The sequence below is a fragment of the Shewanella zhangzhouensis genome, assembly GCF_019457615.1.
GTDB classification, from domain to species: Bacteria; Pseudomonadota; Gammaproteobacteria; order Enterobacterales; family Shewanellaceae; genus Shewanella; species Shewanella zhangzhouensis.
The window spans coordinates 886,276-909,849 of sequence record NZ_CP080414.1 but is presented as its reverse complement, the minus strand read 5'-3'; the positions used below and the strand labels follow the sequence as shown (position 1 = coordinate 909,849).

Sequence of the window (23,574 nt, the reverse complement as noted above, 5' to 3'; positions counted from 1 at the left end):
AGCTCCTAATCCAGAATGTAAAAGGCTTCCAGTTTCGCCGCATCGTCAACCAACTCCCGTGCACGGGAGAGGGACTTCTCATGGCTGTCTTCCCCGGGATACACCACGGTCGGGGTCACAAAAATCACCAGCTCGGTTTTTTCCTCACGGAAATTACGGGATTTGAAGAGCTCACCGAGAATGGGGATGTCTCCCAGGAATGGGAACTTATTGACTACCTTGGACATTTCGCTGTTTACCAGCCCGGAAATCACCATGGTTTGCTTGTTTTTAACGTTAATCACAGACTCGGTACGACGGGTCAGAAAACCCGGGGCGCTGCCCTCGAGCTGGATGGATGGGTCGACGGCGCTCACCTCTGCCATCACCCGGCTGACGATATTGTTATCGGCATCCACTACGGGCTCTATGTTCAAACGTATGCCGTATTCCTTGTACTGGATATCCACCGAGCCTACGCCGCTGACGGTGCGGATGGGGATCTCGCCGCCGGCGAGGAAGCTTGCGGCTTCGCCGCTGCGGGTGGTCAGGTTGGGCTCGGCCAGCATGCGGGCATCACCCTTTTCAGCCAGCAACTGAATTTGGGAGCCGATACCTGTCACTATGCCGAAGTAACTCCAGCCACGGGTATCCAACACCCCAATGGCATCGGACACGGCGCCGCCTATGCTGTTGGCATATTGGCCGGGCGACGACACGCTGAAAATCGGGTTGGCGGTAAACGCCTTGGCCGCCCCAAAGGCGGGACCCGACATGACGTTTTCCCATTGCACCCCGATGTTGTTCAGGGTGGACTTATTGAACTCAACGATTTTGACTTCCATCTTCACCATGGGCTCGATGGACTTACCGTATTTGACGTACTTAATCAGGGGTAGGATGTTGTCCTTGCCATCCAGCACCTTCTCCAGGGTCTCACGCTGGGAGGCATCGGCCTCACCGTGGATCACTATCACACCGTCCGACTCTGTCACTTCGATGGAGGGAAACTCGGCGAGCATCCGCTTCATGGTCCCCACTGTGGTCTGGGCGTTTTCTTTGGTGACCACTACACTCAACTTGCGCACTGTGCCGTCTTTTTGCCAGAGCTGAATATCAGACAAGCCTTCGCTCTCGCCGATAAGAATGACATTTTTCTCGTCCAGCACCTTGGCGCTGAGCACGCCACCGTTACCCACCACAACCCGCTCAACGTTGGCAATCTTATAGAGCTCTACCGCACCCACATACAGCTTAAGCGGTTGATTATTATGAGCATAAGCGACCGAAAGCAATACTGAGCAGAGTGCCCAGCCTAAAATCATCAGTTGGTTAATTGTTTTCATAATGCGGTGTTAACTTTTCCCTGAGCTAATTCGTCCATCAATTCTTTTGGTAAGGGGTATTCCTGAAAGCTGCTCTTGAGGCCACTTCCCCCCGTGATGTATTCAACCTGGTGGCTGCCTTTGTCGCCTGACGTACCAAAAATCTGATCGCCAAACATATTGGTTACAGCAACGGGGGCAGACTCGGCCTTGTTGCGAAGCAGGGTGACAAACTTGCCGCGGCCTTTGGCAAGGGAAACCCGAATAGCATCCTCGGTGGACAGCGCCAGGGTGACTGTGTTGTAAGAATCGGGGTTGTCGTAGAGGGAGTTCACCAGCTCGGGATGCACATCTATGCTGCGCTTGCCTGTAGCCAATACCTGAGCCTTTTCAATCAAGAGCTCCATCTTGACCCGCTCGCTGTCACCGTTTTCCACTGTGTAGCTGAGGAAGAGATCCACCAGATCTGAGGGAACCAACATGCCCGCTGTCGAGTTTTCTTCATTGATGTCGATGGTGACGGCGCGCTGGCCTTGCTGCAGCAGATCTGAAAACTGCTTGGTTTTGAAGCCGGGCAGATAGGCACTGATAAGCGGCCGCCCAGGGGACATTTCGCTCAGCAGCATCTGCCCTGCCACTTCATTGAATTGGGACGGACGAATAGCATCCAGCGGGATGACATCGGCGCGGATAGAGCGAACCGACATATTGGTTTCATCGACTATGTCGCCTTTACGCAGCTCCTGGGTGGCGACCACCACATCCACCATTTTCACATTGCTGTTTGACAGCTCGGCTCTGATTTCCTGTTCTTTAACAATGAAATAATTCTTTGTTGCCCAGGCGGCCAAGCTGCCGAGCACCAAAGCTATCCCCAGCAAGACCCAGTTGAAGTCTATGCGTTTCGACTGCATTTCGATGATTTCCTTATTTGACTTAAAACGGCAGTGGCGGCTGAGACTTTGCGTGGGCAAAAGCCGTGTACCAGGTCTTCAACGCATCCCTGCAAATTTCCATTACGTTGCGTCCGTCCGTGTCCGGATTAATGGGCACCAGGAGCGCGGCAATCAGCGCCCCGCACACAAGGAGATACTCCAGTGACGATTGGCCCCGGGTGAATTTCTGTCTCACAGGCCCTCCGACATTTCATTGGCGACTATGTGGGTGCGCCCCTGCTCAGACTTGATGCTCAGGTCCAGAAAGCTGTTTTCCCGGTTAAGACGCAGCACCGCCTGATTGACTGAGGGCTCCAGTATTCCTACCACCTCGTGCCATCCCCGACTGGTGTAATAGTTTTTGTAATAGTGATAACTCTCAGACACCCGGCGTTCACTCACCAACACCACGGTACGGCCACGTTTAAAGAGATCCACCGAGCTGATATCCGACAACACTGTGGTGCCTGACAAGGAGGGGAATTTCTGGCTGCTTTGGGTTTCAAACTCCGAAAAGCCGAGGTTTTGCGAAATCCCCACATACGCCAGAGTCGAGTCGTATTGGCTGCGAATGCGGGCCGTGAGCAGGAAAGGCGGCTGCCAGCTGTTGATGATGACGTCGCCATCAAGGGTGTTTTTATCGAACTTTTCGCTGCGGTCTTTCCATTGCTGTTCATAAAAGTCAGCCACCACCAAAGCACTGCCGGGATAGTCGAGCACCCAGGTCTTCATCGGCAGTCCCATAAAGTTCATGTTATCCGCAACGATTTGCGCCCTGCCCTTGTCCGGGAACGGCATGTCCGGCCACTCGTCGGCCCGAACCGAGAGGCTGACAACCAGGCTTATCAGTAACAACCAACGCATCATTTTCCTCCGTCTCCGCAGTTGGCCGAACCATAGTTACAGAGCCGGTTTGCGGGTAATGCTTCCACGTCCGTGTGGCCAAATCTCAGGCTGTTTGGCTTGATTTCGCGGCCAAAGGGGATAAGCCCCAGCACCTTTTGCAGCAGGGTCACTGGCTTGATGTCTGCGTACTTGGTCAACACCAGCCGCTCGGTTTGGCGTTTTGCATGTGCAGGGCCACCGGCATTCCAGGCGTTGGTCAGCAGTGCACTCTTGCTTTCAATTTTCAGTTCCAGCGCTTCCATGGGGTCGGCTTCGGCTCCTTTCAGGGGAAAGACGCGAAACTTCTCCAGTTCGGTTCCCACATTGGCCACATAGAAACGATTGCGGTCCAGCGCAAAGCCGGTGTAGGACAGCAGGTTTCTTGCCGTGCCCACACTGGTCTCCCACAGGCCCGGTGCTTTACGCCCTGTAACACTGGCCGCCAGGCGATCTGCCCCCTTGTTATCCTCGGGGGTTTCACTGGCAGATTTGAGCAGCAGTGACTGGGGTTCATCGGGGGACAGGGTGTGTTTAAGCAGCGAATGGCTCTTGTCCTGCCAGCTCCACTCTTCGGTATAGTTGCTGCGCACCGCCTGGCCGTTTTGCTGATAGAAACGCCAGGGCAATTCGGCATTCAGATTGGCCTCGGTTTTACTGGCATAGTGGAACTGGCCACCGGGAAACTCACGGGGCCTGTCCACCCGCCACACTGTGCGCTCCCAGGCGGCGTACTGTGCTGCCTGGGTATTTCGGTGTTTGACCTCGGAAATCTTGTGCAAAAACGGCAGCAACAGCAGCGTGGGGATGATAATAAAGGCCATCGCGATGGCGCTTTCGACGAGAGCCTGTCCCTTTTGGTGCTTCATCAACAACTCCTACAAGGCCGCAGTCAGTACGTAAACCCAGCGACGGTCAGCACCTGAGTTATCAGTCAGATGGGGCTGCCAGAAAGGGTTGTACAGGTTGCCGTATTCGCTGCGACCATCCTTGCGCCGCCAGGCCGTGAGATCCTGGGGTCGCGAGTAGAACACGCTGGCCGATGCCATGGCCGACATACGGTCACCATACATTTCTTCGTTGGTGGCCGGGTCTGTGTTGTCGTGCCCCACATCGAGTCTGGCGCTGGTACGGATACGGTTTTGTGGCTTGGATACTACGATGGCGATGTTCCTGGTCTCACTGACACTGTCACCGTCTTTGTCCAGCGCGTAAAAGGGCTGCACCCCGTCGTAATTACCGCGGGTTTCTTCGTTGTAGGTGGCCAGGTTGGTGGCGCTGCGGTTTACACTGCGGCTGGAACCCCACACCTTGTTGTCGGAGACATTGCGCAGGCTCTTTCTGTCATCGGAACGGGTACCGCCCCAACCAACCGGGATCTCGCCGCCACGCCATTTGCACCGAAATCGCTTACAGCTCCAGCGTTCGAGGTGAATGCCCAAGGTGTGGGCCGAGGTCCAGGTTTCACCCTCGCGATCGCCATTTGAAATCAGGTCACTGCCACCGGCCTTTTTGGTTGCCCAGCGCAGCGGCCAGAATCTCAATGACCAGGGAAATCCGAGTTTGTAATTTGAGCCCTTGGTAAAGCCATCCCTGGAGTTTGACGTGACAGCCAGAAAGTCTTTGTACTGGGTACCGTCTCTGGATTTGTCCCGACTGAATCTTTGCTGGAAATCCATCCAGATATGTCTGACATCTTCCAGTGCCAAGGGGTTTTGCATTAAATCGAGTCGCGCAGCAGGATCGTTGGCCTTGACCACCTCCATGGCGGTATCTATGCCACCGACCAGTCCCGCGTAATTCACCGCAACCTGGGCGGTGCTGATGGCCTTGAGGAGAATGTTTTCCACATTTACCATAGCCTCGAAGAAGGGCTGTGCCCCCTGGTTGATGGTATTGGTGACCCTGGCGACCGCATTGATTGCCTGACCGAGATAAGGCACCCAGCACAGCAGGGTACAGGCGTTATCGGTGAAGGTGTCGGTCATATTAAACCAGGCAGACAAGCCCACCATTTGGGCCACGGCAACCTGATTGGCGACGGCGGCCCTGTTGGTATAGGCCTTGAAATTCATATCTCTGGCAACGATGTTTGCCAGACTGTACACAGTATTGTCTGCGGTATTTTGTAGCCTGGTGCCCTCGTGATTGAGCTGGGATGCATTAAATCCAAACAGCATCGCCATCACAGTAAAACCAAGCAAAATGAGGGACAGGACCATGGCCTGGCCGCCTTGACGAGATTTCAACATCCTTGCTTCTCCGGCAATCCTTTATCGCCCTGGGTCAGTCCACCACGGGACCCCCACCTCCAGTGCCACCACCGCCTGTGGAGTCTCCTTCGGCAGCCTGATTTGCGCCCTCGTTGTAATTGCCGAGGTTATAATTCCGGTTGGCCACACTGGCCGAGGCATCTGCTGCACCCTGTGCGGCATCTATGTTGCCCTGGGAGTCACGCCCGGAAAGCTCGGTGGAAATACCCGCAGCCTGATTACGCAAGGTTTTGCCAAAAAAGCTGAAGGCGCCGATGGCGGCAATGGCTACCAGGGCCAAAACCAGCACATACTCTACTGTCGACATCCCGGTCTGTGCTTGCTTCATGTTTCCCTCCTTGAAAACCAGAACAAAAGGCAGCAGTCTGCACTGCTGCCTTTGGAAGTACTGCTGGGTAGGATCAGTTGCTGGCGGCAGACTTGTTCGCAGCTTCGTTGTAGTTACCCAGGTTATAGTTCTGGTCAGCTACGTCTTTTCCATCGTCTGCGGCATCTTGGGAGGCTTTAATATTATCAGCGGCATCACGACCGGATAATTCAGTCGCCAAACCTGCTACCTGGTTACGCAGTGTTTTACCGAAGAAGCTGTATACACCAATGGCAGCAATGGCTACCAAAGCCAGTACCAGCACATATTCTGTTGCAGCCATACCCTTTATCTTACGCTTTTTCATGAATCACTCCTTGAAACATAAATAGAACAAATATTCGGCGAAATTATCACACGTATTCGTATGCCCTTCCATTACCCTCAAAGATAAAAATAAAAGCATTTTTACACCCCGAAGGATTAATGCATTAGTATGAGGAAATCAGGTGAACACGACCCTTCAATTTATTCTTACGATAAATATTTTGAAGGTGCATCTTAACGGTATTTGGTGAAATATTAAGCGACTCAGCGATTTGTGTATTACTCATTCCTTTGAATATACAATCCACCACTTTTTGCTCTTTGAGGGTAACGTCCAATGACGGTTTCCTGGTCACAGGAACTCCACCAAACTCTTTCATCTCAAGGATATAAGATGACAAGGTTCGAATAGAGTAAAGCATTTCACCCTTGGCGACCCTATCGATTGCAGAGAGCTGAGCCACCAGAGGACAGCCAATTGCCAGCACGCCGTGAAAGCCTGCCCGAATATAATCCAGCTCATCATCCTGTTGAATAGAATTAACCAAGGCAATATATGCAATATGCACACTGCGCTGTAAAACCGTGGGCTTTGAGTTAGGTTCAGATTTATCAACAAGATGAATTTCAGACACAGACAGCGAGCCATTAACAGAAATGACTCTTTTAAAACATCCACCATTTGTCTGATATAGATTTCTTAATTCAGGCAAAAGATCCAAGCCAGCCCCGACCAATTTCAGGCTGACCTCTTTTTTGATATCCATATAGCTCTCAGGGTTTATTCATATTAACAATACTTAAACACGGCAAATAAGGACTTTTCTGTGTGCTTGTTATATGATTGGCGTCCTTGCCCTTATTTACGCTAAAGCAAGAAAGGCCCGCTGAAAAGGATTTTTTATGGGACAAAATACGTTAATATTTGTATCACTGCTCGCCAGCCTGGCCTCACCAGTTAATGCAACCGGACTGTTCGGTCCATTCCCTGATGCAAAGTATCCCGAAGAAAAACGCATCCATTTTACGCCTGTTAACCTCATCACGGCCGCCGATGGCAAAGACTTCACCCTTCAGGTCGTTTCAGGGCGACTGACCCGCAATGCGTTCGAACTTCCGGACTCTTATCCGCTGGCACTGGTGATGAATAACTATCTGGCTCAACTTAAAAAATTAAATGCCGAGGTGTTATTTCACTGTGAGACTGAAAGCTGTGGCGATGGCTGGGCCATGCGGGATCAACTGGCACCGCTGATTACTGTGGATACCAGTTATCCAGGCGCATACGTGGCGGCAAAACTGAAAGGTGCAGACGGGGATGTCTACAGCAGCATCTACGCCTTTCACCGTGAGGGCAGTTACACCAAGGTGCAGCTTGTTACCCTGGAAGGCATCCCCGAGCCTCTGGGCCTTGTTGAGGTAAACAGCGACTTTTTACAGCAGGCCCCGGAAGACCTGGTCATGGAAGACAGACGTGGTGACGATGTCCGCAGCTCCGCCGATCATCCGCTTATCGGCCGCATGCCAGGCAGCTATATCACACGTTACAAACAAACCAATCTTACCCAGGTTCCCGTCATAACTGGCATCAACGGAGCCGACATTCAGACCCAATCTCTGGACGCCAGGCTCACCGAAATTCGTTACCAGATGCCCGAGCGTTACTCGCTGTTTGAAATCAACAGCAATTACGCCGCAGCTGCACAAAAGCTTGCCGCAGAGCAGGTGTTTCACTGCAAAGGCACGGCCTGTGGTGATGATGACCGCCTGATAAAAGCCATGGGATTGTTCCAGGATGATGCCGAGGATAAATGGCAGGAATATCAGCTGTATAAATTGAGTCGGCCACAGGGCGATGTGTATTTCGATATTTATAGCCAGGGACGTTACGATGCAACGCCCGGAGATACCACACTCAGGGTCATGGAGCTTTCAGCCCTGAAGGCTGACAGAGTCACCATCAACCTCGACGCCCTCAACGACGCCATCTCACAAACCGGCAGGGCAACCCTGGATGGCTTGCTGTTTGACTTCGACAGCGACCGGATGCTGCCCGAATCCCAGCCGGTGCTGGACGTACTGGCGACCTACCTCAAGCAGTATCCCGCTAAAGGTTTCTACGTGGTTGGCCATACCGATGACAAGGGAGAGCGTACCTATAACCAGAGTCTGTCGCTGCGGCGCGCCGATGCCGTTATTAAAAGCCTCACCGGGCAGTATCACATCCCGGCTTCACAATTAACCGCCCATGGCAACGGGGAGTACAGCCCGGTGGCAAGCAATGAAAACGCCGCAGGACAGGCACTCAACCGCAGAGTGGAATTGGTGCTGCGTTCGGACAAGGACTAACCGGCTTTTTTACTAAGCATCAAAGACTTAAACGGACAAGGAACTACAGCAGTATGAAAAGACGTATTTTCACCTGTGCCATGGCAATGTATCTTCCGGCCTCATTGCTGCCAAAGCAAACAGTTGCGGCCGATTTCCCCACTCTTTTTTCTGTCTTTCCCGAAGCCAAAAAAGAGAAACAAGAGCAGCGGCACTATATTCCCTACCCCTTAATCACGGGAATGAACGCTAACGCCTATGCCGTGACTGACGTGGGCGGTGTGCTCAGTCGGGTCAATTACAAACTGCCTGTGAGCTTTACACCTGAGCACGTCATTAATAACCACAAGGCACAATTGCTGCAGCAAGGGGCCAGCATATTATTTGAATGCCACGGCAGCGACTGTGGCAACGAAGAAAAGCTCTACAATCAGATATCGCCCTTATCCAGCGTGAGTAAGCGTGAGCCATCGATGCTGACCGCCAAACTCTCCAGACCCAGCGGTGATATCTACATTAGCCTGTACAGCGCCAATTGGCACAGGGGCACCAATCTGCAACTGGATTTGCTCGAAGCCACCCCAGAGCCTCTGGATCTGGTCAAGATTGATGCCGCCCTGCTCACCGCACAACCTACCGACATCAAGGTGGCGGATAACAGCGCAAAAGATGCCAGAGGCAGCGCCGACCATCCCCTGATGCAGCGCCTCCCCGGAGCCTTTATTGCCAAATACAGCCAGCAGGGGTATGCAAAATCCCCTGTGCTGACGGGCATTGAAGGTAAAAAAGCGGTCACCGCCATCGCCGAGGGAAAACTCACACAAATCGCCTACAGCCTGCCGCGAAGCTACTCCGAATATGAAGTGAATGCCAACTATGTAGCAGCACTGAAAAAGCTCGGATTTCAGGAGGTTTTCAGCTGCGAGGCCAAGGGCTGTATCAGCAAGGATGCCATCTATTATGCCCTCACGCCCACAGTGTCCAACGGCAACGATGAAAGCCAGTTCTATAGCCTGTACCGACTGAGCCGCCCCGAGGGCGACATCACTGTCTCCAGCTATACCCTGGGCTACTCGGGCGCACTGTGGAACGAGCTTAAGGTAATAGAGGCAACCGGCCTGAACGATAACCGGGTTGGTATCGATCTTACCGCCCTCACAGACGCTATCACGCAAACGGGCAAAGCCACCCTCGACGGCCTGCTGTTCGACTACGACAGCGACCGCATGCTGCCTGAGTCAAAACCGGTACTGGAGGTACTGGCAAGCTACCTTAAGCAAAACCCGGCACGCCATTTTTACGTGGTTGGTCACACGGATGACCAGGGCGACAAAGCCTACAACCTCAGCCTGTCTGAGCGCCGCGCCGCCGCCGTGGTCAAGGCCTTGGGCGCGGATTATCAAATCAAACCGGCGCAGCTCGAAGCCCATGGCATGGGGGAATTCAGCCCGGTGGCCAGCAATGCCAACGAGACAGGTCAAAGCCAAAACCGCCGGGTAGAGCTGGTACTGAGATCTGATAAAAAGTAGCGACCGGGATAAAACGCATTCAGCAGGTGATTGCCCCGCGCGCCATCACCTGCGAAGATCGCGCGCCTGGAAATATAAGGATATATGCCATGAAATTGCACATGACACTGCTGGGGGTGCTGGTTGGCCTGAGCCTGGCCCAGCCCGCACAGGCAGATAACGTCTACAGGTGGGTGGATAAGGACGGCAAGGTTCATTTCGGTGACCGCCCCCCGTCGGAAGCAGCCGAGGAACTCAGGGTCACCGACAAGTCAGCACCCATCAGCCCATCCAGCCACTATGACGGCGAGGATGAAGACGCCGATATCGATGAAGCCACCCCGGACACCAGGCTGACAGCGGATTCGGGGGCAAAGAAGTCCCCTGCCACTTTCAGTGCCAAACAGCTGCTGGGCCGCTGGCAGGACGATATGCTGAACGACGCCATTGATACTTACGCAGCCGATGGCAGCTATACCCGCGATGCGAACCTTTTCGGCTCAAAATTAACCCTCAAAGGCAGCTGGAAACTGGTTGGCAATGAGCTTCAGGTACAGATAAAAACCAAGTCGATAACATTGCCCAACGGCCAGTCCAAAACCGAGGCCGATGTGCGACTGAATAAAAGCCAGCTTATCAGCATCTCCGCCGCTGAAATGACGCTGCTGCGCAATACCAAGGGTGGCGAACTCGAGTTCACCTATAAAAAAGTGGGCGGCTAAGCCACATCATTCTCTCGCCCAGAAAACAAAAATGCCCTGTATTACAGGGCATTTTTAGTTGTTATCAACACAAGAGCTTATGGCCTCAGGCCGCCTTGGCTTCGGTCACGGCAACCACTGGCGCCTTGAGTTTGCGCTCACCAACGGGCAACACAGTGCGGCCATATTCGTTGTTAATCACCTGCGCCATGGCAAAGTAAATGGCGGATGCACCGCAGAGAATGCCTTCCCAGGCGGCGATGGTACCAATGAGTTCACTGCCGGTAAAATCCCGTGCCGCCAGCAGGAAAAACAGCAGCGTCAGGGAGCCGAAAATAAACTGTTTGATGCGGGCGTAGCGCAATGACCCAATAAACATAAAGCCGGTGAACACACCCCAGAGTGCCAGATACCAGCCCATAAAGGATGCAGGACTTGCTGCCACACCGGCGTTTGGCATCAAAATCAGCCCAACCAGCGTCAGCCAGAACAGGCCATAAGAGGTAAAGGCCGTGGTGCCAAAAGTATCGCCGCGCATAAAACACATGATACCGACAATCACCTGCCCCAAACCGCCGTAAAAAATCCCCATGGCCAGGATCATGGCATCAATGGGAAAGAAACCGGCGTTATGAATGTTGAGCAAAATGGTGGTCATGCCAAAACCCATCAGCCCGAGTGGGGCGGGGTTGGCCAGAGGGGTGGACATAGTAAACTCCTGAATGGTAAAACCGTCGGCGCTTGAGCCCCAACGACCGGGATATACTGTGCCCTTAGTGACCGGTTAAGCACCCGGGTCATCAGTGAGGGCGGCGCATTCTAGTGGAGCCACCTCGAAAACTCAATGGCATAAATCTCAGGCTGTGAGCCACAGCAAGATACACAAATTCAACAAGTTAGACACACTCTTGTTAATGGTTTTAAAATCATTGACCTGGCATCAATCGCACACATTTCCAAACAGCCTGCATCAGGGTTAAAAATAGAGACCCCAGCTGACAAGCCTGACAGTATGAAGCAGGATTCTCTGTTGGTGAAAAGGCATGGACGAGAGGCCAATAAGAACCACCCAAATAGGCGGTTTGTTCATAAAAAACGCCCGGAACGGGCGTTTGGCTGGTTACTTTCTCGGGCCCACCGGCACCATGATGTGGGCATAGGGCGTCCCTTTCCACATCACATAGGGGCCACCCTCATAGGGATCGGTTGGCAGACTGTCCAACAGGGCGGCATCGGGGGTAATAATCATCAGGTGCGGACCTTCGACTATCCACTGATTGTCGTCTGTTTTGCCCTCGGCGAAGGGGTCGGTATTACTGGCACCGCCATCACCCGCCAACATATAGGAAATACCTATCGACTTGGCCTGAAACGGCTTTTTATTGGACCAGGCATCGGCCCACATCATCCAGGGCCCGTCCATACACATGGGGGCTTTTCCTTGCAGACTGGGCGGCGTGGGGAAACAGGTGTAGTTACTGCTTCCCTGTTGCAGCACATTGTGTTGCCAGTCCATAACGGTCACCTTGTCCCTCAAGGTGGGAGGTGCGGCGCTGAGTGCATCGTCCAGCAAAGCCTGAGTATCTGAGGCATAAAGCGGTGCCACTGCACCGGCCATTGCCAGCCCCAGGGCGCAGGGCAAGGCCCTCAGCAAGGGGTTCTTCTTGGTCATAACACTATCCTCTGATGAGTGAAACGTCCCTGGATATGCTCTCAGGCAACCCCTTGCCTCTGGATACCTACTTCCGGTAACTGTTTTCCGGTGTTGTTACATGTAATAACGGCGACATGAAGGTCGAAGGCAAATCGGTGAATCGGCTTGTGTGTTAAGGACAAGGCGGCCCGGCAACATACCCGGATACTGCATCTCCAAGTATAGTTGCCGTAACAGCGTAAAACCAAAGACGGACACGGTTAACGGGAAGGGGTAAAGACGCGGTGGAGTGCCTCTATGTTGTCGGCCACGTAACCGGGGTCAATACAGTCCCCCAAATGCTCAGCCATAAAGCGAATAAGCTGCAATGCACTCTGGGGCAGCCGTTTATCGCGCCGTGCCACCAGATACCAGTTGCTGCGAAGGGGAAAATCCGCCACGTCCAGCACGGCGGGCTTTTCAGGCCCCATATCCCCCTCGCTGAGGGTATGGGCAGAAATCACCGACAAACCCAGCCCGGAGGCAACGCTTAAGCGTATAGCCTCGTTACTCTCGATTTGCATGATGTCACTGAGTTCGATACCGCGGGCACTGAGCCAGCTTTCAAACATCATCCGGGTGGCTGACCCCGGTTCACGCATAATAAAACGCTCGCCCTTGAGCACGTCAAAGCCCAGGCCTTTTTGCCCCACAGCCCAGTGATCGGCCGGGGCAATCAATTTAAGTGGGTTGGTGATAATCCGGGAGGCCAGCACAGATTCCCCTGCGGGTGGATGGCTGAAGAGGTAGAGATCGTCCTCCTGATGGGCAAAGCGGTTGAGCACATGGGCACGGTTACCTATGCTGAGGGTGACCTGCACCTTGGGGAAGCGGCGATAGAAAGGGCCCAGAATACGTGGCATCACGTACTTGGCCGTGGTCACCAGACCGATGCGGATATGACCGCTCTCCCCTTCCCTTATGCCGCCGAGAAAATCGTCCAAATCATCGAGGCGCAAGAGTATATCGCAGGCGGCCCGGTACACCTCCTCCCCCACATCCGTTGGTCCCATGACGCCATCTCTGCTCTCCAGCAGCGGCTCCCCCACGAGCTCGGCAATCTTCTTCAACTGCAGAGAAACCGTGGGCTGGGTAAGGTGCAACTGCCGGGCGGCGGCAGACACATTGCCAAGGCGCACCACGGTAATAAACACCTGCAACAGTCTTACACTAAGTTGTTTAAGCCTGGGGTTATCCATCCATCGACCCTTCAAACGCAAACCATGATATAGATAAATATCTATATATAGTGCTAATAAAATTTATTTTTCAATATAGCTAATGATGGGCACAATCTCCAGCCGTCAAACTTGCCTTATCCCCGGTGAAAACCGGGCTGCTGGAGTCAACTATGCCGGATATTGTTATTGCCTTTTTTGCCCTGGGCCTCTTGGCCGGAGTGATCAAATCGGATCTTAAGGTCCCGGAATCCATCTACGAGACCCTGTCGATTTTGCTGATGCTGACACTGGGGCTTAAAGGCGGTATGTCACTACATGGTCAAACCGACCACCTGCAACCCATGGAGCTGCTGACCGTCGTCGGGCTGGGCTTTATTATTCCGCTGGCGCTGTTTCCGATACTGCGGCTCTTGGTACGGCTCACAACCTCTGATGCCGCCAGCATAGCCGCTCACTATGGCTCCGTGAGTGCGGGGACCTTTGCGGTGGTCATGGCGATGGCCGAAACCGCAGGCTGGGAGCTGAGACCTGAAACCACCTTGTATCTGGTCATGCTGGAACTGCCCGCCATCGTTATTATGCTCTGGCTGCATCGTCGTTTAAGCAAGGGAAATCAGCCCCACAGCAGCGGCGGCAACATACTTCACGAGGCACTGACCAGCCGTGGCGTGGTCCTGTTGCTGGGTGGTGTCATCATCGGCTGGCTGTACGGACCTCAAGGCCTCGAACCCCTGGCCCCCATGTTGCTCAGCGGTTTTAAAACCCTGCTGGCGCTGTTCCTGCTGGAGATGGGGCTGGTGACGGCCAAGGTGTGTATACCTCTGCCACTTAAACAGTGGCGCCTGCTGGTGTTTGCAGCCATTACCCCCTTTGCACTTGCCTGGGTCGGCATCGCCGCCGGCATCACCATGGGCTTACCCGCAGGCACTGTGCTGGTACTGGCCGGCCTCACTGCCAGCGCCTCCTATATAGCCGCCCCCGCAGCTATCCGCGCCGCCATTCCCGATGCCAATATTGGCCTCGCGATGCTGGCATCCCTGGGTATCACCTTCCCTGTGAATGTGCTGATAGGGTTGCCGCTGTACCAGCACTGGATTGCCAGCCTGCTGCAATAACAAATGTGCAGTGAATGACGCGGGCCGCTGGCCCGCTTTTTTGTTTTCATGGTAGGCTGAACACCTTTGATAACAAGATGATGGAAGACAACGGATGTCAGCCAGCTCACCAATGCGTAATCCCAATATCGACAGTGTCCGCGGTCTCGCGGTACTTGGGATCTTTTTTATCAACATCCTCTTTATGGGCAATAGCCTCGAGGGATATGTGCCCACTATTCCGGCCGCCGCATCAGACATGCCGCTGGATGTGTTCTCACGGCTGTTTCTGGAAGGGCGTTTTATCGGCCTCTTTACCATGCTCTTTGGTGTCGGGTTGGTTATCCAATATCAGAAGCTTGGTCAAACCGGGCTCATGAAACGCCGCCTCAAAGTGCTGATGCTTTTCGGTGCGCTCCACGGGATATTTATCTGGCCCGGTGATGTGCTGCTCAGCTACGGTCTCTCTGCCATGGTGGCCATTCGTTATCTGGATGCGCCCCTCGCCCATATCCACAAAAGAGCCCTGCAGTTTCTCGGTTTCTCGGCCATAGTGATGCTGCTCCTGACCCAGGCCCTGCCCACAGACCCGCTTCCCTCTCGGCTAAGCCCCGAGTATCAGGCATCCCTTGCCCCCTGGATTGGAAACTATCTGGGCCAACTGGTTCAACATCTGGCGATGATGCTGATGATGACGCTGGTAATGCTGCCCATCGCCCTGCTGTGGTACATCCTCGGCATGATGCTGCTGGGCATGTACCTCTACCGCAGCCACTTTTTCAGCGAGGGGCTCACTGATGCGGCCCGAATCAGGTTACTGCTGCTGGCGCTCGTACTGGGCGCAGTGGATTTGGCCCTGTATTTCAACGAATCCCGCTCCCTGGTCAATCTCGCTCAAATCACCGTGATATTCAGCGCCATTCCGGTATCTGTGCTCTATGCAGACCTGATTATCAGGCTGTGCCAGGGTAGTGAAGCCTTGCTGAAACCGCTGCAAAACGTGGGCAAGCTGGCGTTGTCGCTGTACATTTTGCAGTCGCTCTTGGGGATTGCCTGTTTCCGCTACCTGTTTCCCGACTGGCTGCAAAGCTTTGATCGCATCCATTACCTGATAGCGGCGCTGACCTGGGCGGGCTGCCAGCTGCTTCTGGCCACCTGGTATTTGAGGTATTTCAAACAGGGGCCACTGGAAAAACTGTGGCGCTATCTCGCCTTTGGTCGCACTCAGAGGGAAACGAGCACCCACGAGGTAAAATCATGATTATTTTCGCCCTGGTGTTTTATTTGGTGTTGGCCATTGGGGTGGCACTGAACTGGTTGCCGTTGTGGCTGCTCATAGGCTATGGCGGACTTGGGCTGGTAGCCTTTGTGGTCTTTGGTCTTGATAAACGCGCCGCCTTAAAAGACAAACCCAGAACCGCCGAAATCAAGCTGTGGCTGCTGGCACTGATTGGCGGCTTCGGCGGCGCCATGTTGGCCATGGGGCTCTTTCGCCATAAAACCAGTAAGCGTGGTTTTTTGTGGCCATTTTACGCTGCTACGGCGGTGCATCTGCTGCTGGCGGTTGGCGCCTTTTATTACGTCACTGCCGGTACACCAGTCGCGGGATAAGCCTTTCACCGACATCCAGACTTTACCCGGCAGCAGCTTAACCATAAGATATTGAGTTCCATACGATAGTCAAAAGTCAGCCATTACGGAATCCATCCCATGAGAGTTGCCCTCGCTGTTATTGTGATTGCCTGCGTCATTTTTTACTTTTTCACCACCATGAATAATCAAAAGGCCGCCAAGCTCAATGAAGAGAAAGGCGCCGTTTTCCTTGCTGAAAACGCCAAGCGTGACGGTGTCACCACCACGGCATCGGGTCTTCAATACGAGCTTCTGATTGCCGGCAGCGGCGTGCGCCACCCCAGCGCCAGTGACACTGTGCGCGTGCACTACCACGGCACCCTGACCGATGGCACTGTATTCGACTCGTCAGTGGAGCGCGGTGAGACCATTGCCTTCCCGCTGAATCGGGTTATCAAGGGGTGGACCGAAGGGGTGCAACTGATGAAGGAAGGCGACAAGATGCGCTTTTTCATCCCGGCAAGCCTCGGCTACGGCAGCCGCAGCGTAGGCAAAATCCCCGGTGGTTCTGTGCTGGTTTTTGATGTGGAACTGATAGCCATCGAATGAATGCTGACTGACGCCAACTGACGCGACATAAAAAAACGGAGGCTTGTGCCTCCGTTTTTTTATTGTCCCTTACAAGCCAAACGGATTGTCAATGGAATGGGAAGGGAGAGTAAACCACTTGGGGCCACACTCAGTCATGTAGAAATGATCCTCGAGCCGTACCCCAAATTCACCGGGCACGCAGAGCATGGGCTCGTTGGAAAAACACATACCCGGCGCCAGCGGTGTGGTGTCATTCGCCACCAAATAGGGCCACTCGTGAATATCGAGCCCTATGCCGTGACCTGTACGGTGTGGCAGGCCGGGAACCGCATAGCCGGGGCCAAAGCCTGCGGCCTCAAGCACGCTGCGGGCGGCCTTATCGACGCTGCCACAGGGGGCGCCCAATTTTGCCGCCTCAAAGGCGGCCGCCTGCGCCTGTTTTTCCAGGTTCCAGAGTTCACGTTGACGCGCGCTCGGGGTGCCATACACGTAAGTGCGGGTGATATCTGAGTTATAGCCATAAAGCTGGCAGCCGGTGTCAATCAGGACGGTATCTCCCTCCTCCAGCGCCTTGGGATTTTTCACGCCGTGGGGATACGCAGTATCTTCGCCAAAAAGCACGATACAAAAATAGGAGCCAGCCGGCGCCCCGACTTTACGATGGGCAGCGTCGATAAAGGCGTCGACTTCACCGACTGTGATACCGGGGCGCAGCATGGCAGCGGCGGCCTTATGCACTTCCAGGGTCATGTCCTTGGCACGCTGCATCAGCGCCAGCTCAGTGGCCGATTTTTGCATCCGGCAACCGGCCGTCACGGCCTTGGCGCTCACCACCTTAAGCTCAGGGTTGGCATCGCGAATGCCTTCGCTGATAAAGAAGGCGGCCGATTCATCCATGCCCACCCGGCCCTGCCCCAGACCGAGGCGATCGAGCACGGCACCAAAGAGTTGATAGGGGCTTTCGTCTTCATGCCAGGTATTCACCTGCCCCTTGATGGCCATATAGCCCTTGAGGGTGTCTAATTCAAAGGCCGGTGCAATGTATTCCAATGCCCCCTCGGCGGGCAGAATGGCGCCCACCATGCGTTCGCTGGCGTACCAGCGGGTGCCGGTGAAGTAGTAAAGATTAGTGCCGGCATTAAGGTAAACGGCGTCCAGTCCTGCGGCTTTCATCAGTCCCTGCGCCTTTTGAATACGCTGTTGAAACTCACTCACTTCAATAGGGCCCGTACCCGCTGTCATATCACTGAGTTTGGCGAGAGCCTCCTCGGCCGTCAGCCCACCTACACCTATGGTCATACTTCACCTTCAAATCAGTTGTTGCCACGGGCCAACACAGCCTGAGGCGCAGTTCAGATGCGCATTTCTAGCATAAAATATACAAATATTGAACCCTCATTCTGTTCAAGATTGTTGCGTGCAGCTGACCAACACCGCCCAGCTGCGCTGAAATCGCGAAGCCTGCGGCAGTCTACAGAAGGTGCGCAGCTCAGATAAGCAGCGGCACAGAGTAAAAGGCAGGCTTTACGCTCAAGCCAGGCGGCTGCGATGGAAAAGCCCCAAGCACTCGAGACCTCAGCTCGCCATTTGGCGCAGCTGCAATCCGCTGTCTGCAACGCGGCGACAAGGCGCCCAATCAGCATCACCGAGAGCCTCGCTCCCTCGCTCTGTAAGCCAAATTCGGTTGCCATTCAGGGCACTTGTGCGTATTGTGACGCCAATGTTGCACAGGCCGCCGTTCCTGCCAGGCCAAGGGCAACCGTCACTGGGGGAGCAAAGTGTCAGAAGGCGCCATGTCGGCAAATTGGTTCAGGTACTGCCTGTGTATGTCCAGCAGCGACAGCGAACGCATCCGGCAGACCACGGCGACCCTGTCCCCCGAACAGGCGCTCGATGCCCTTGGTTTGTCTGAGTATTTGGCAACGACCGAACAGCTCACGTCCCTCAAACTCTTCAGCAATCACCTGCGGCTGGATATCCAAAGCGACAGTGGTATCAATTATCGTCTGATGCGCGCCAGCAAGGCTCTGGGCGTTGAATTTATTAAGGTAAACGCCCGCTGCGCTGCCCTGGATGCCAGTTTTGACAGCTGTTTTTATCGCGGCATCAGGCCCTCACCCGATGAGCTGGACAGCCTGCTGGCAAGGTTCCTGCCCGAAGATACCCTGGATACCCTGGTACGAAATCAGGATGTGGACGAGCTCACCCGGCTGCTGAGTTCAGGCCTCGATCCCAACACCCCCCTCGGCGATGAGCCGCTTATCTATGCCTGCGTGCATTATCGCAGCCTGTCAATGTTTACCCTGCTCCTCAAGCAGGGAGCCAACCCCGAAGAATCAGATAGTGCCGGACAGGATCTGATGACGCGTCTGTTGGCCGACAATGACAAACGCCTGGCCCCCTTTATTGAAGCCTTGTTGCAACAGGGCTGGCCCGCCCATTACCGGTTGCCGGATGGCGGCTCCATCCTGTGGCATGCGTTTGCGCTGGATTATGAACTGGCCGCCAGGCTTCACCGCCAGGGATTCCCCTTTCTTCGTCCCCACGGCATTTACAACGCCGGCAGCACAGAGCAGCAAATAAAAATTGCCATCCGTCATCAGGACCAACCCGTACTGCAGCGCCTGCTCTCAGGCTTAAGCCTCAACTACGATCAATTGATGGTACTGGCAGGCCTGTGCACCCAGGTAGATAACCTGCTGGGTTTTAAGTTACTGGAAAGCCTGGGCCTCAAACTTGAAGATAACAGCGATGATATGGTGGAGCTCTTGCAGGGCGCGGCTGCCAGCGGCGCGTTCCGGCTGGTGGCCTACCTGCTGCTCAAAGCAGAAGCCCTGATGCTGGACATAGATGATTGCGTCGCCGATTTGGTGGAGTATCTGGTGGCCGACGACAGGGCCCACAGACTCATAGCCATTTTGGCGAACCGTATTCGACTGTTCGACCACAATCGCGCCATCGGCACAGCAATCCACCACAATGCACTGAAAAACCTTGAGATACTCCTTAAGGCCAACAAGCCAACCCGCTATCGCAGCCCCCTGTTGCACGACTATCTGGAAGATTTGAGCCCCGAATCCGCCCGGATGCTGCTGGCCGCAGGAGAGAATCCCGCCGAGACCAATGTGGACGGCGAAACCGTTTTTGAGGCCCTCTTGCGCCAAAGGCCCAACGAGGAGGCCTTGCATCAGGTATTCCACACAGCGCTGTTCAACCTGCCGGTGAGTGAATACATCTGGTTATTGATTGCTTACCGGGATACTCAGGGATTTGAGCAGGCCTGGCTGCGGCTTCGAAACAAACAGCCGGAAAACCACCAGGGCGACACCCTGCTGCTGCACGCCTGTCGTCATGGTGCCCATGACATAGTGGCTTTTTTGCTGGCCCGGGAGCAGCCCCTTGACCATAAAGACCTCGATGGCAATACGGCGCTCGCCATATCCGTCGCCAAGGGACATCTGGGGATTACACGCCTCTTGCTGGATGCCGGCGCCGAGGCCAACGACACCCTGAAGATCCCAAGCCGCTCAACCCGGGCGAGCCATCGCAGCCTCGAAGTGCTGCTGGGCACCCTAAGCCGTCTGCGCCAGGAGGCCGAGGCACTGAGGGAACCCCTGCCCCCCCACGGACGTGCACCGCTGTTGTGTTATGCCGCTTACCGCGGGGATCTGGCCATGGCGCAATTGCTGCTGGAAAGAGGCGCAACCCTGCCTGCCAGTGACAGTGAGGGCTGCAGCGCCCTCTATTTCGCCGTCGCCAATGGCCACAGACAATTGACAGAATATTTGCTGGCGCAGGGCGCCGATGCCCTGGAGTGGTTTAAGGGCGAGTCGCTGCTGCACATCGCCTGCTACCGTGGCCATGGCATTCTTATCCCCTGTCTGTTGCAGGCTGGTCTGTCACTTGAGGATGGCAACGATGCCGACGGCGATACGCCGCTGCATTTGGCCGCCCGTATGGGCGCCATGCACGATGAGGACCTGTGCACGCAGTTAATTGCCGCCGGCAGTGTGCTCGACAGCCAAAACCGACGCGGACAAACACCGCTGATGAGTGCCATTCTCATGCTCAGCCACAAGAGCGCGGCCGTATTGCTCCAGGCGGGTGCCAGTGCCGGGGTGCTGGATAAAAAAGGCAAGAGCGCTTTTGACTATTTCCGCGCCCTGGGTATCCCGGCCCCCGGACTGGACCTTGGCGCCCTCAAACCGGCTGGTTTTTGGTATCGGCTGCACAAGCTCACCCTGGGACTGGGACGGGTCGCTGTCTGGTATTTACTGCCCTCGGCCCTGGCGCTTGGGCTGGTATGGTTCCTTGCACCAACCTGGCTAACGGCTCTGGGGATGGGCATAGTGGCATGGTGGACGCTGGCACTGCTCATCGGCGTTAAGCAGCGACGGGATACGCAGGAGCCACTGCCGCAGCTCCTCATGCCATTGGGTAATTTCAGTCGGGCGGAAGATGAGATACGTTACATGGCCAGCTGGGATGACGACAACATGGATATCCCGCTGGCACAGCCCCGCCTGAGAGCATAAAACCAACCCATAAAAAAACGCCGCGTTCGCGGCGTTTTTTGTCACTGGCATTTATCACTCGCCTGCATGCTGCTGTTTTTCCAGCATGGTGGCCAGTCCACGGCACACCAGCGTTTCCATGTCATCGACTCTGTGCACCTGGCAGTTGGCCATGGGCGCACCCAATGCCATATCTTTGAGGGAACCAATACAGCCTTTGTAAAAATCGGCACTGTTCATCATGCTGCCCGCGAGATAAATGCGATTGGGATTGAAGAGGTTAACCACCCACGCCAGCCCCATGCCCAGATGACGCCCAGCCTGCACCAGGTCATCTCCCATCACCTGTTTACGACCACGCAGTGCTTCGGCAGATGCCAGTTGCTCCAGACTGAACTCGCCGCCCTCAGTCATGATACGGCAGTGTCCCAGCTCACCGGCAAAGCCGCTGGCACCGCTGAACACCTGGCCATTCATGGCAATTGCCATACCCAGGCCCGCACCGCACATCACCAGCACCTCACAATCATGACGAGGCTCGGCAATGGCCTGGATGCCCGCATCCATGTCGTTGACAATAAAAGCGAGTTCGCCGCTGCACTGGATTTGTGCCGGGTGCAGCCCCGTCAGTCCCGGCAGCGACTTACAGGTAACCAAACGGTTATCCCGCACCAGGCCCGGAACGGCAATGGCCAGACGGTAGTGCTCCAGCGCAAAGTCCTGTTCAAAGGCCTGGATCTGTTCGTTCAAATCCCGGATAGAGAAACCATCACCGGTGGGGAATTTATATTGTTCTGTATGACCTTCGCGCCTGAGTTCAAACAGGCCGTTGGTTCCCCCCACATCAAGTGTCAATGTTTGCATCATTTACTCCACTGATACGCCCTGCTCTGACCCCGAGCAGGGATGGCGAAGTTTACCATAGTGTCACCAACCGGTAATTGAATAAATCAATTGTTACCACCTTGTAACACCCTGCTTTTGCTCAACTTCCACCACGCCAGCAGCATCAGCTGCACCCCGATAAAGGGTAAGCAGGCCACCAGCAATACCTGCCAGCCAAGGCCGGTGAGCAAAGCGCCGGCCCCCAGTGACGCCATGGCCTGAAACCCAAATACCGCAAAATCATTGAAGGTCTGTATGCGGAACTTCTCTGCGCCGCGATAGCAGGAGGGCAGGAGTGATGTACCCGCTACAAAAAGGAAGTTCCAACCTACGCCCAGCAGCACCAGTGCCGTCCAGTAATTCAGCAGGTCACTGCCGGACAGCGCCAGAATAATGGTTGCCCCGTAAGCCCCAAGTCCCGCCATCATCATGGCGCCATGGCCGAAACGGGCGACCAAAGCACCGCTGATAAAGGACGGCAAATACATGGCGATGATATGGCTCTGAATAACCCACTTGGTGTCGGCCAGAGAATGGTGCTCCATATGGTGCATGTGCAGGGGCGTCGCCGTCATAATCAGGCTCATCATGCCGTAGCCAATAGCGGCGCCGCCAATGGCCACCCAGAGTTTGCTCTGGGACAAAAGCTCAGCCAAAGGACGCTCGGTCTGAGGTTCTTTGGTGCTGGCATCGCCCTGCCATTGTGACTCATTGCGGTATCCCAACAACACCAAACCACCGCACAGGGCGATGGCCGACAACAGCAAAAACGCACCGGCATAGCTGCCATCAATCAACGCACTGCCGAGCACCGCAAGTTCAGGGCCAAGCAGTGCCGCCACCAGGCCACCCAGCAGCACCCGGGAGGCGGCCCTTGGCGCCTTGATGGGGTCAACGGCCTCCATGGCAGCGAAACGGTATTGCTGTACCACAGCCCCTGCTGCCCCCAGCAGCAGCGCGCCCACACAGAAAATCACAAAGTCGTTTTGATATACCCCGAGGGCCGCGGTCAATCCTGCGAGGGTGCCCAGCAAACTGCCCAGCAGGAATACCCTGCGCCTGCCGTACTTACGCCCAAGCAGACCCACGGGCACCACGGCGGCGGCAAGGCCGAGGATCATTATGGCAATGGGCGCCGTGGCAAGCTGTGCTGTGGGCGCTATTTTTGCGCCCACCAAACCGCCCAGCAGCACCATGATGGGGGTAGCACTCATTGACAGGGCCTGGGCCAACGTCAGTAACCACACATTGCGCGGCCATCCCTGTAATTTCCCCATCAGTGCCAGGGGAGTTGTGCGAAACCAAGCCGAAAACGCCATGAAATTTATGCCAAAATTAAGACTGTAAAAATGAACTTACGAATATCCCCCGCTCTCGGCCCGGCGTCAAGGCGTACACCCGGAGACAGTTGCCGGGACACGATTGCGGGCCTTTCTTCGCAAGCCTTCAGAGGTGCTCAAAGCATTTTCATCTTGCCTT

The 23,574-nt window shown here is 54.9% G+C and carries 23 protein-coding genes; 8 read left to right on the top strand and 15 right to left on the bottom strand.

The window, feature by feature from the left end:
- Positions 1–5 precede the first annotated feature (5 nt).
- From K0H63_RS03915 to K0H63_RS03875, 9 genes are all read right to left on the bottom strand, one after another.
- Positions 6–1,325, bottom strand: coding sequence for a type II and III secretion system protein family protein (locus K0H63_RS03915; protein WP_220066816.1), 1,320 nt, complete (start codon positions 1,323–1,325; stop codon positions 6–8).
- Positions 1,322–2,218 carry a Flp pilus assembly protein CpaB gene (gene cpaB, locus K0H63_RS03910; RefSeq protein ID WP_220066815.1) on the bottom strand — a complete coding sequence of 299 codons (897 nt, stop codon included), beginning with the start codon at positions 2,216–2,218 and terminating at the stop codon, positions 1,322–1,324. Before cpaB ends, K0H63_RS03915 begins: the two co-directional genes overlap by 4 nt.
- 22 nt (positions 2,219–2,240) lie before the next feature.
- Positions 2,241–2,435, bottom strand: coding sequence for a hypothetical protein (locus K0H63_RS03905; RefSeq protein WP_220066814.1), 195 nt, complete (start codon positions 2,433–2,435; stop codon positions 2,241–2,243).
- On the bottom strand, positions 2,432–3,103 hold the full coding sequence (locus tag K0H63_RS03900) for a hypothetical protein (protein WP_220066813.1): 672 nt from the start codon (positions 3,101–3,103) through the stop codon (positions 2,432–2,434). Before K0H63_RS03900 ends, K0H63_RS03905 begins: the two co-directional genes overlap by 4 nt.
- The gene (locus K0H63_RS03895; RefSeq protein ID WP_220066812.1) at positions 3,103–3,990 is read right to left on the bottom strand and encodes a hypothetical protein; all 888 of its coding nucleotides are present in this window, start codon (positions 3,988–3,990) and stop codon (positions 3,103–3,105) included. Before K0H63_RS03895 ends, K0H63_RS03900 begins: the two co-directional genes overlap by 1 nt.
- 9 nt (positions 3,991–3,999) lie before the next feature.
- Positions 4,000–5,373, bottom strand: a complete 1,374-nt coding sequence (locus tag K0H63_RS03890) for a Tad domain-containing protein (protein ID WP_220066811.1) — start codon at positions 5,371–5,373, stop codon at positions 4,000–4,002.
- 34 nt (positions 5,374–5,407) lie between these two features.
- On the bottom strand, positions 5,408–5,722 hold the full coding sequence (locus tag K0H63_RS03885) for a Flp family type IVb pilin (protein WP_220066810.1): 315 nt from the start codon (positions 5,720–5,722) through the stop codon (positions 5,408–5,410).
- Positions 5,723–5,795: 73 nt separating this feature from the next.
- Positions 5,796–6,068 (bottom strand): Flp family type IVb pilin, encoded by a 273-nt coding sequence (locus K0H63_RS03880; RefSeq protein ID WP_011758818.1) that lies wholly within the window; start codon positions 6,066–6,068, stop codon positions 5,796–5,798.
- Positions 6,069–6,192: 124 nt separating this feature from the next.
- Positions 6,193–6,795: a helix-turn-helix transcriptional regulator gene (locus K0H63_RS03875; RefSeq protein ID WP_220066809.1), complete on the bottom strand. Its 603-nt coding sequence runs from the start codon at positions 6,793–6,795 to the stop codon at positions 6,193–6,195.
- A 136-nt stretch (positions 6,796–6,931) separates the two neighbouring features.
- On the opposite strand from K0H63_RS03875, the gene K0H63_RS03870 reads away from it, so the two are divergent.
- The 3 genes from K0H63_RS03870 (at position 6,932) to K0H63_RS03860 (ending at position 10,586) form a co-directional block, all read left to right on the top strand.
- Positions 6,932–8,377, top strand: coding sequence for an OmpA family protein (locus K0H63_RS03870; RefSeq protein ID WP_220066808.1), 1,446 nt, complete (start codon positions 6,932–6,934; stop codon positions 8,375–8,377).
- A 53-nt stretch (positions 8,378–8,430) separates the two neighbouring features.
- A complete protein-coding gene (locus K0H63_RS03865) occupies positions 8,431–9,885 on the top strand; it encodes an OmpA family protein (protein ID WP_220066807.1) in 1,455 nt (484 codons plus the stop codon).
- Between the two features lie 89 nt (positions 9,886–9,974).
- Positions 9,975–10,586 (top strand): DUF4124 domain-containing protein, encoded by a 612-nt coding sequence (locus K0H63_RS03860; RefSeq protein ID WP_258405653.1) that lies wholly within the window; start codon positions 9,975–9,977, stop codon positions 10,584–10,586.
- An 85-nt stretch (positions 10,587–10,671) separates the two neighbouring features.
- Here K0H63_RS03860 and K0H63_RS03855 read toward each other — a convergent pair whose 3' ends face one another.
- From K0H63_RS03855 to K0H63_RS03845, 3 genes are all read right to left on the bottom strand, one after another.
- Positions 10,672–11,274: an acetate uptake transporter gene (locus K0H63_RS03855; RefSeq protein ID WP_220066806.1), complete on the bottom strand. Its 603-nt coding sequence runs from the start codon at positions 11,272–11,274 to the stop codon at positions 10,672–10,674.
- A gap of 411 nt (positions 11,275–11,685) precedes the next feature.
- On the bottom strand, positions 11,686–12,237 hold the full coding sequence (locus K0H63_RS03850) for a hypothetical protein (protein ID WP_220066805.1): 552 nt from the start codon (positions 12,235–12,237) through the stop codon (positions 11,686–11,688).
- A 242-nt stretch (positions 12,238–12,479) separates the two neighbouring features.
- Entirely contained in the window at positions 12,480–13,457 is a 978-nt protein-coding gene (locus tag K0H63_RS03845) for a LysR family transcriptional regulator (RefSeq protein ID WP_220066804.1), read from the bottom strand.
- Between the two features lie 152 nt (positions 13,458–13,609).
- Between K0H63_RS03845 and K0H63_RS03840 the strand changes: the two genes are divergently transcribed.
- The 4 genes from K0H63_RS03840 (at position 13,610) to bamJ (ending at position 16,714) form a co-directional block, all read left to right on the top strand.
- A complete protein-coding gene (locus tag K0H63_RS03840) occupies positions 13,610–14,554 on the top strand; it encodes a sodium-dependent bicarbonate transport family permease (RefSeq protein ID WP_220066803.1) in 945 nt (314 codons plus the stop codon).
- A gap of 94 nt (positions 14,555–14,648) precedes the next feature.
- Entirely contained in the window at positions 14,649–15,794 is a 1,146-nt protein-coding gene (locus K0H63_RS03835; RefSeq protein WP_220066802.1) for a DUF418 domain-containing protein, read from the top strand.
- Complete coding sequence (locus K0H63_RS03830) at positions 15,791–16,144, top strand: DUF1294 domain-containing protein (RefSeq protein WP_220066801.1); 354 nt, start codon at positions 15,791–15,793, stop codon at positions 16,142–16,144. The genes K0H63_RS03835 and K0H63_RS03830 overlap by 4 nt, the downstream gene beginning before the upstream one ends.
- A gap of 99 nt (positions 16,145–16,243) precedes the next feature.
- Positions 16,244–16,714, top strand: a complete 471-nt coding sequence (gene bamJ, locus K0H63_RS03825) for a BamJ family beta-barrel-assembly machinery protein (protein WP_220066800.1) — start codon at positions 16,244–16,246, stop codon at positions 16,712–16,714.
- A gap of 69 nt (positions 16,715–16,783) precedes the next feature.
- Here the strand turns inward: bamJ and K0H63_RS03820 are convergent, their stop codons facing one another.
- Positions 16,784–17,995 (bottom strand): M24 family metallopeptidase, encoded by a 1,212-nt coding sequence (locus K0H63_RS03820; protein WP_220066799.1) that lies wholly within the window; start codon positions 17,993–17,995, stop codon positions 16,784–16,786.
- 494 nt (positions 17,996–18,489) lie between these two features.
- Between K0H63_RS03820 and K0H63_RS03815 the strand changes: the two genes are divergently transcribed.
- Entirely contained in the window at positions 18,490–21,231 is a 2,742-nt protein-coding gene (locus tag K0H63_RS03815) for an ankyrin repeat domain-containing protein (RefSeq protein ID WP_220066798.1), read from the top strand.
- 54 nt (positions 21,232–21,285) lie between these two features.
- On the opposite strand, the gene K0H63_RS03810 is transcribed toward K0H63_RS03815, so the two are convergent.
- Entirely contained in the window at positions 21,286–22,074 is a 789-nt protein-coding gene (locus K0H63_RS03810; protein WP_220066797.1) for an ROK family protein, read from the bottom strand.
- Between the two features lie 86 nt (positions 22,075–22,160).
- Positions 22,161–23,414: an MFS transporter gene (locus tag K0H63_RS03805; RefSeq protein WP_258405652.1), complete on the bottom strand. Its 1,254-nt coding sequence runs from the start codon at positions 23,412–23,414 to the stop codon at positions 22,161–22,163.
- Positions 23,415–23,574: the final 160 nt, after the last annotated feature.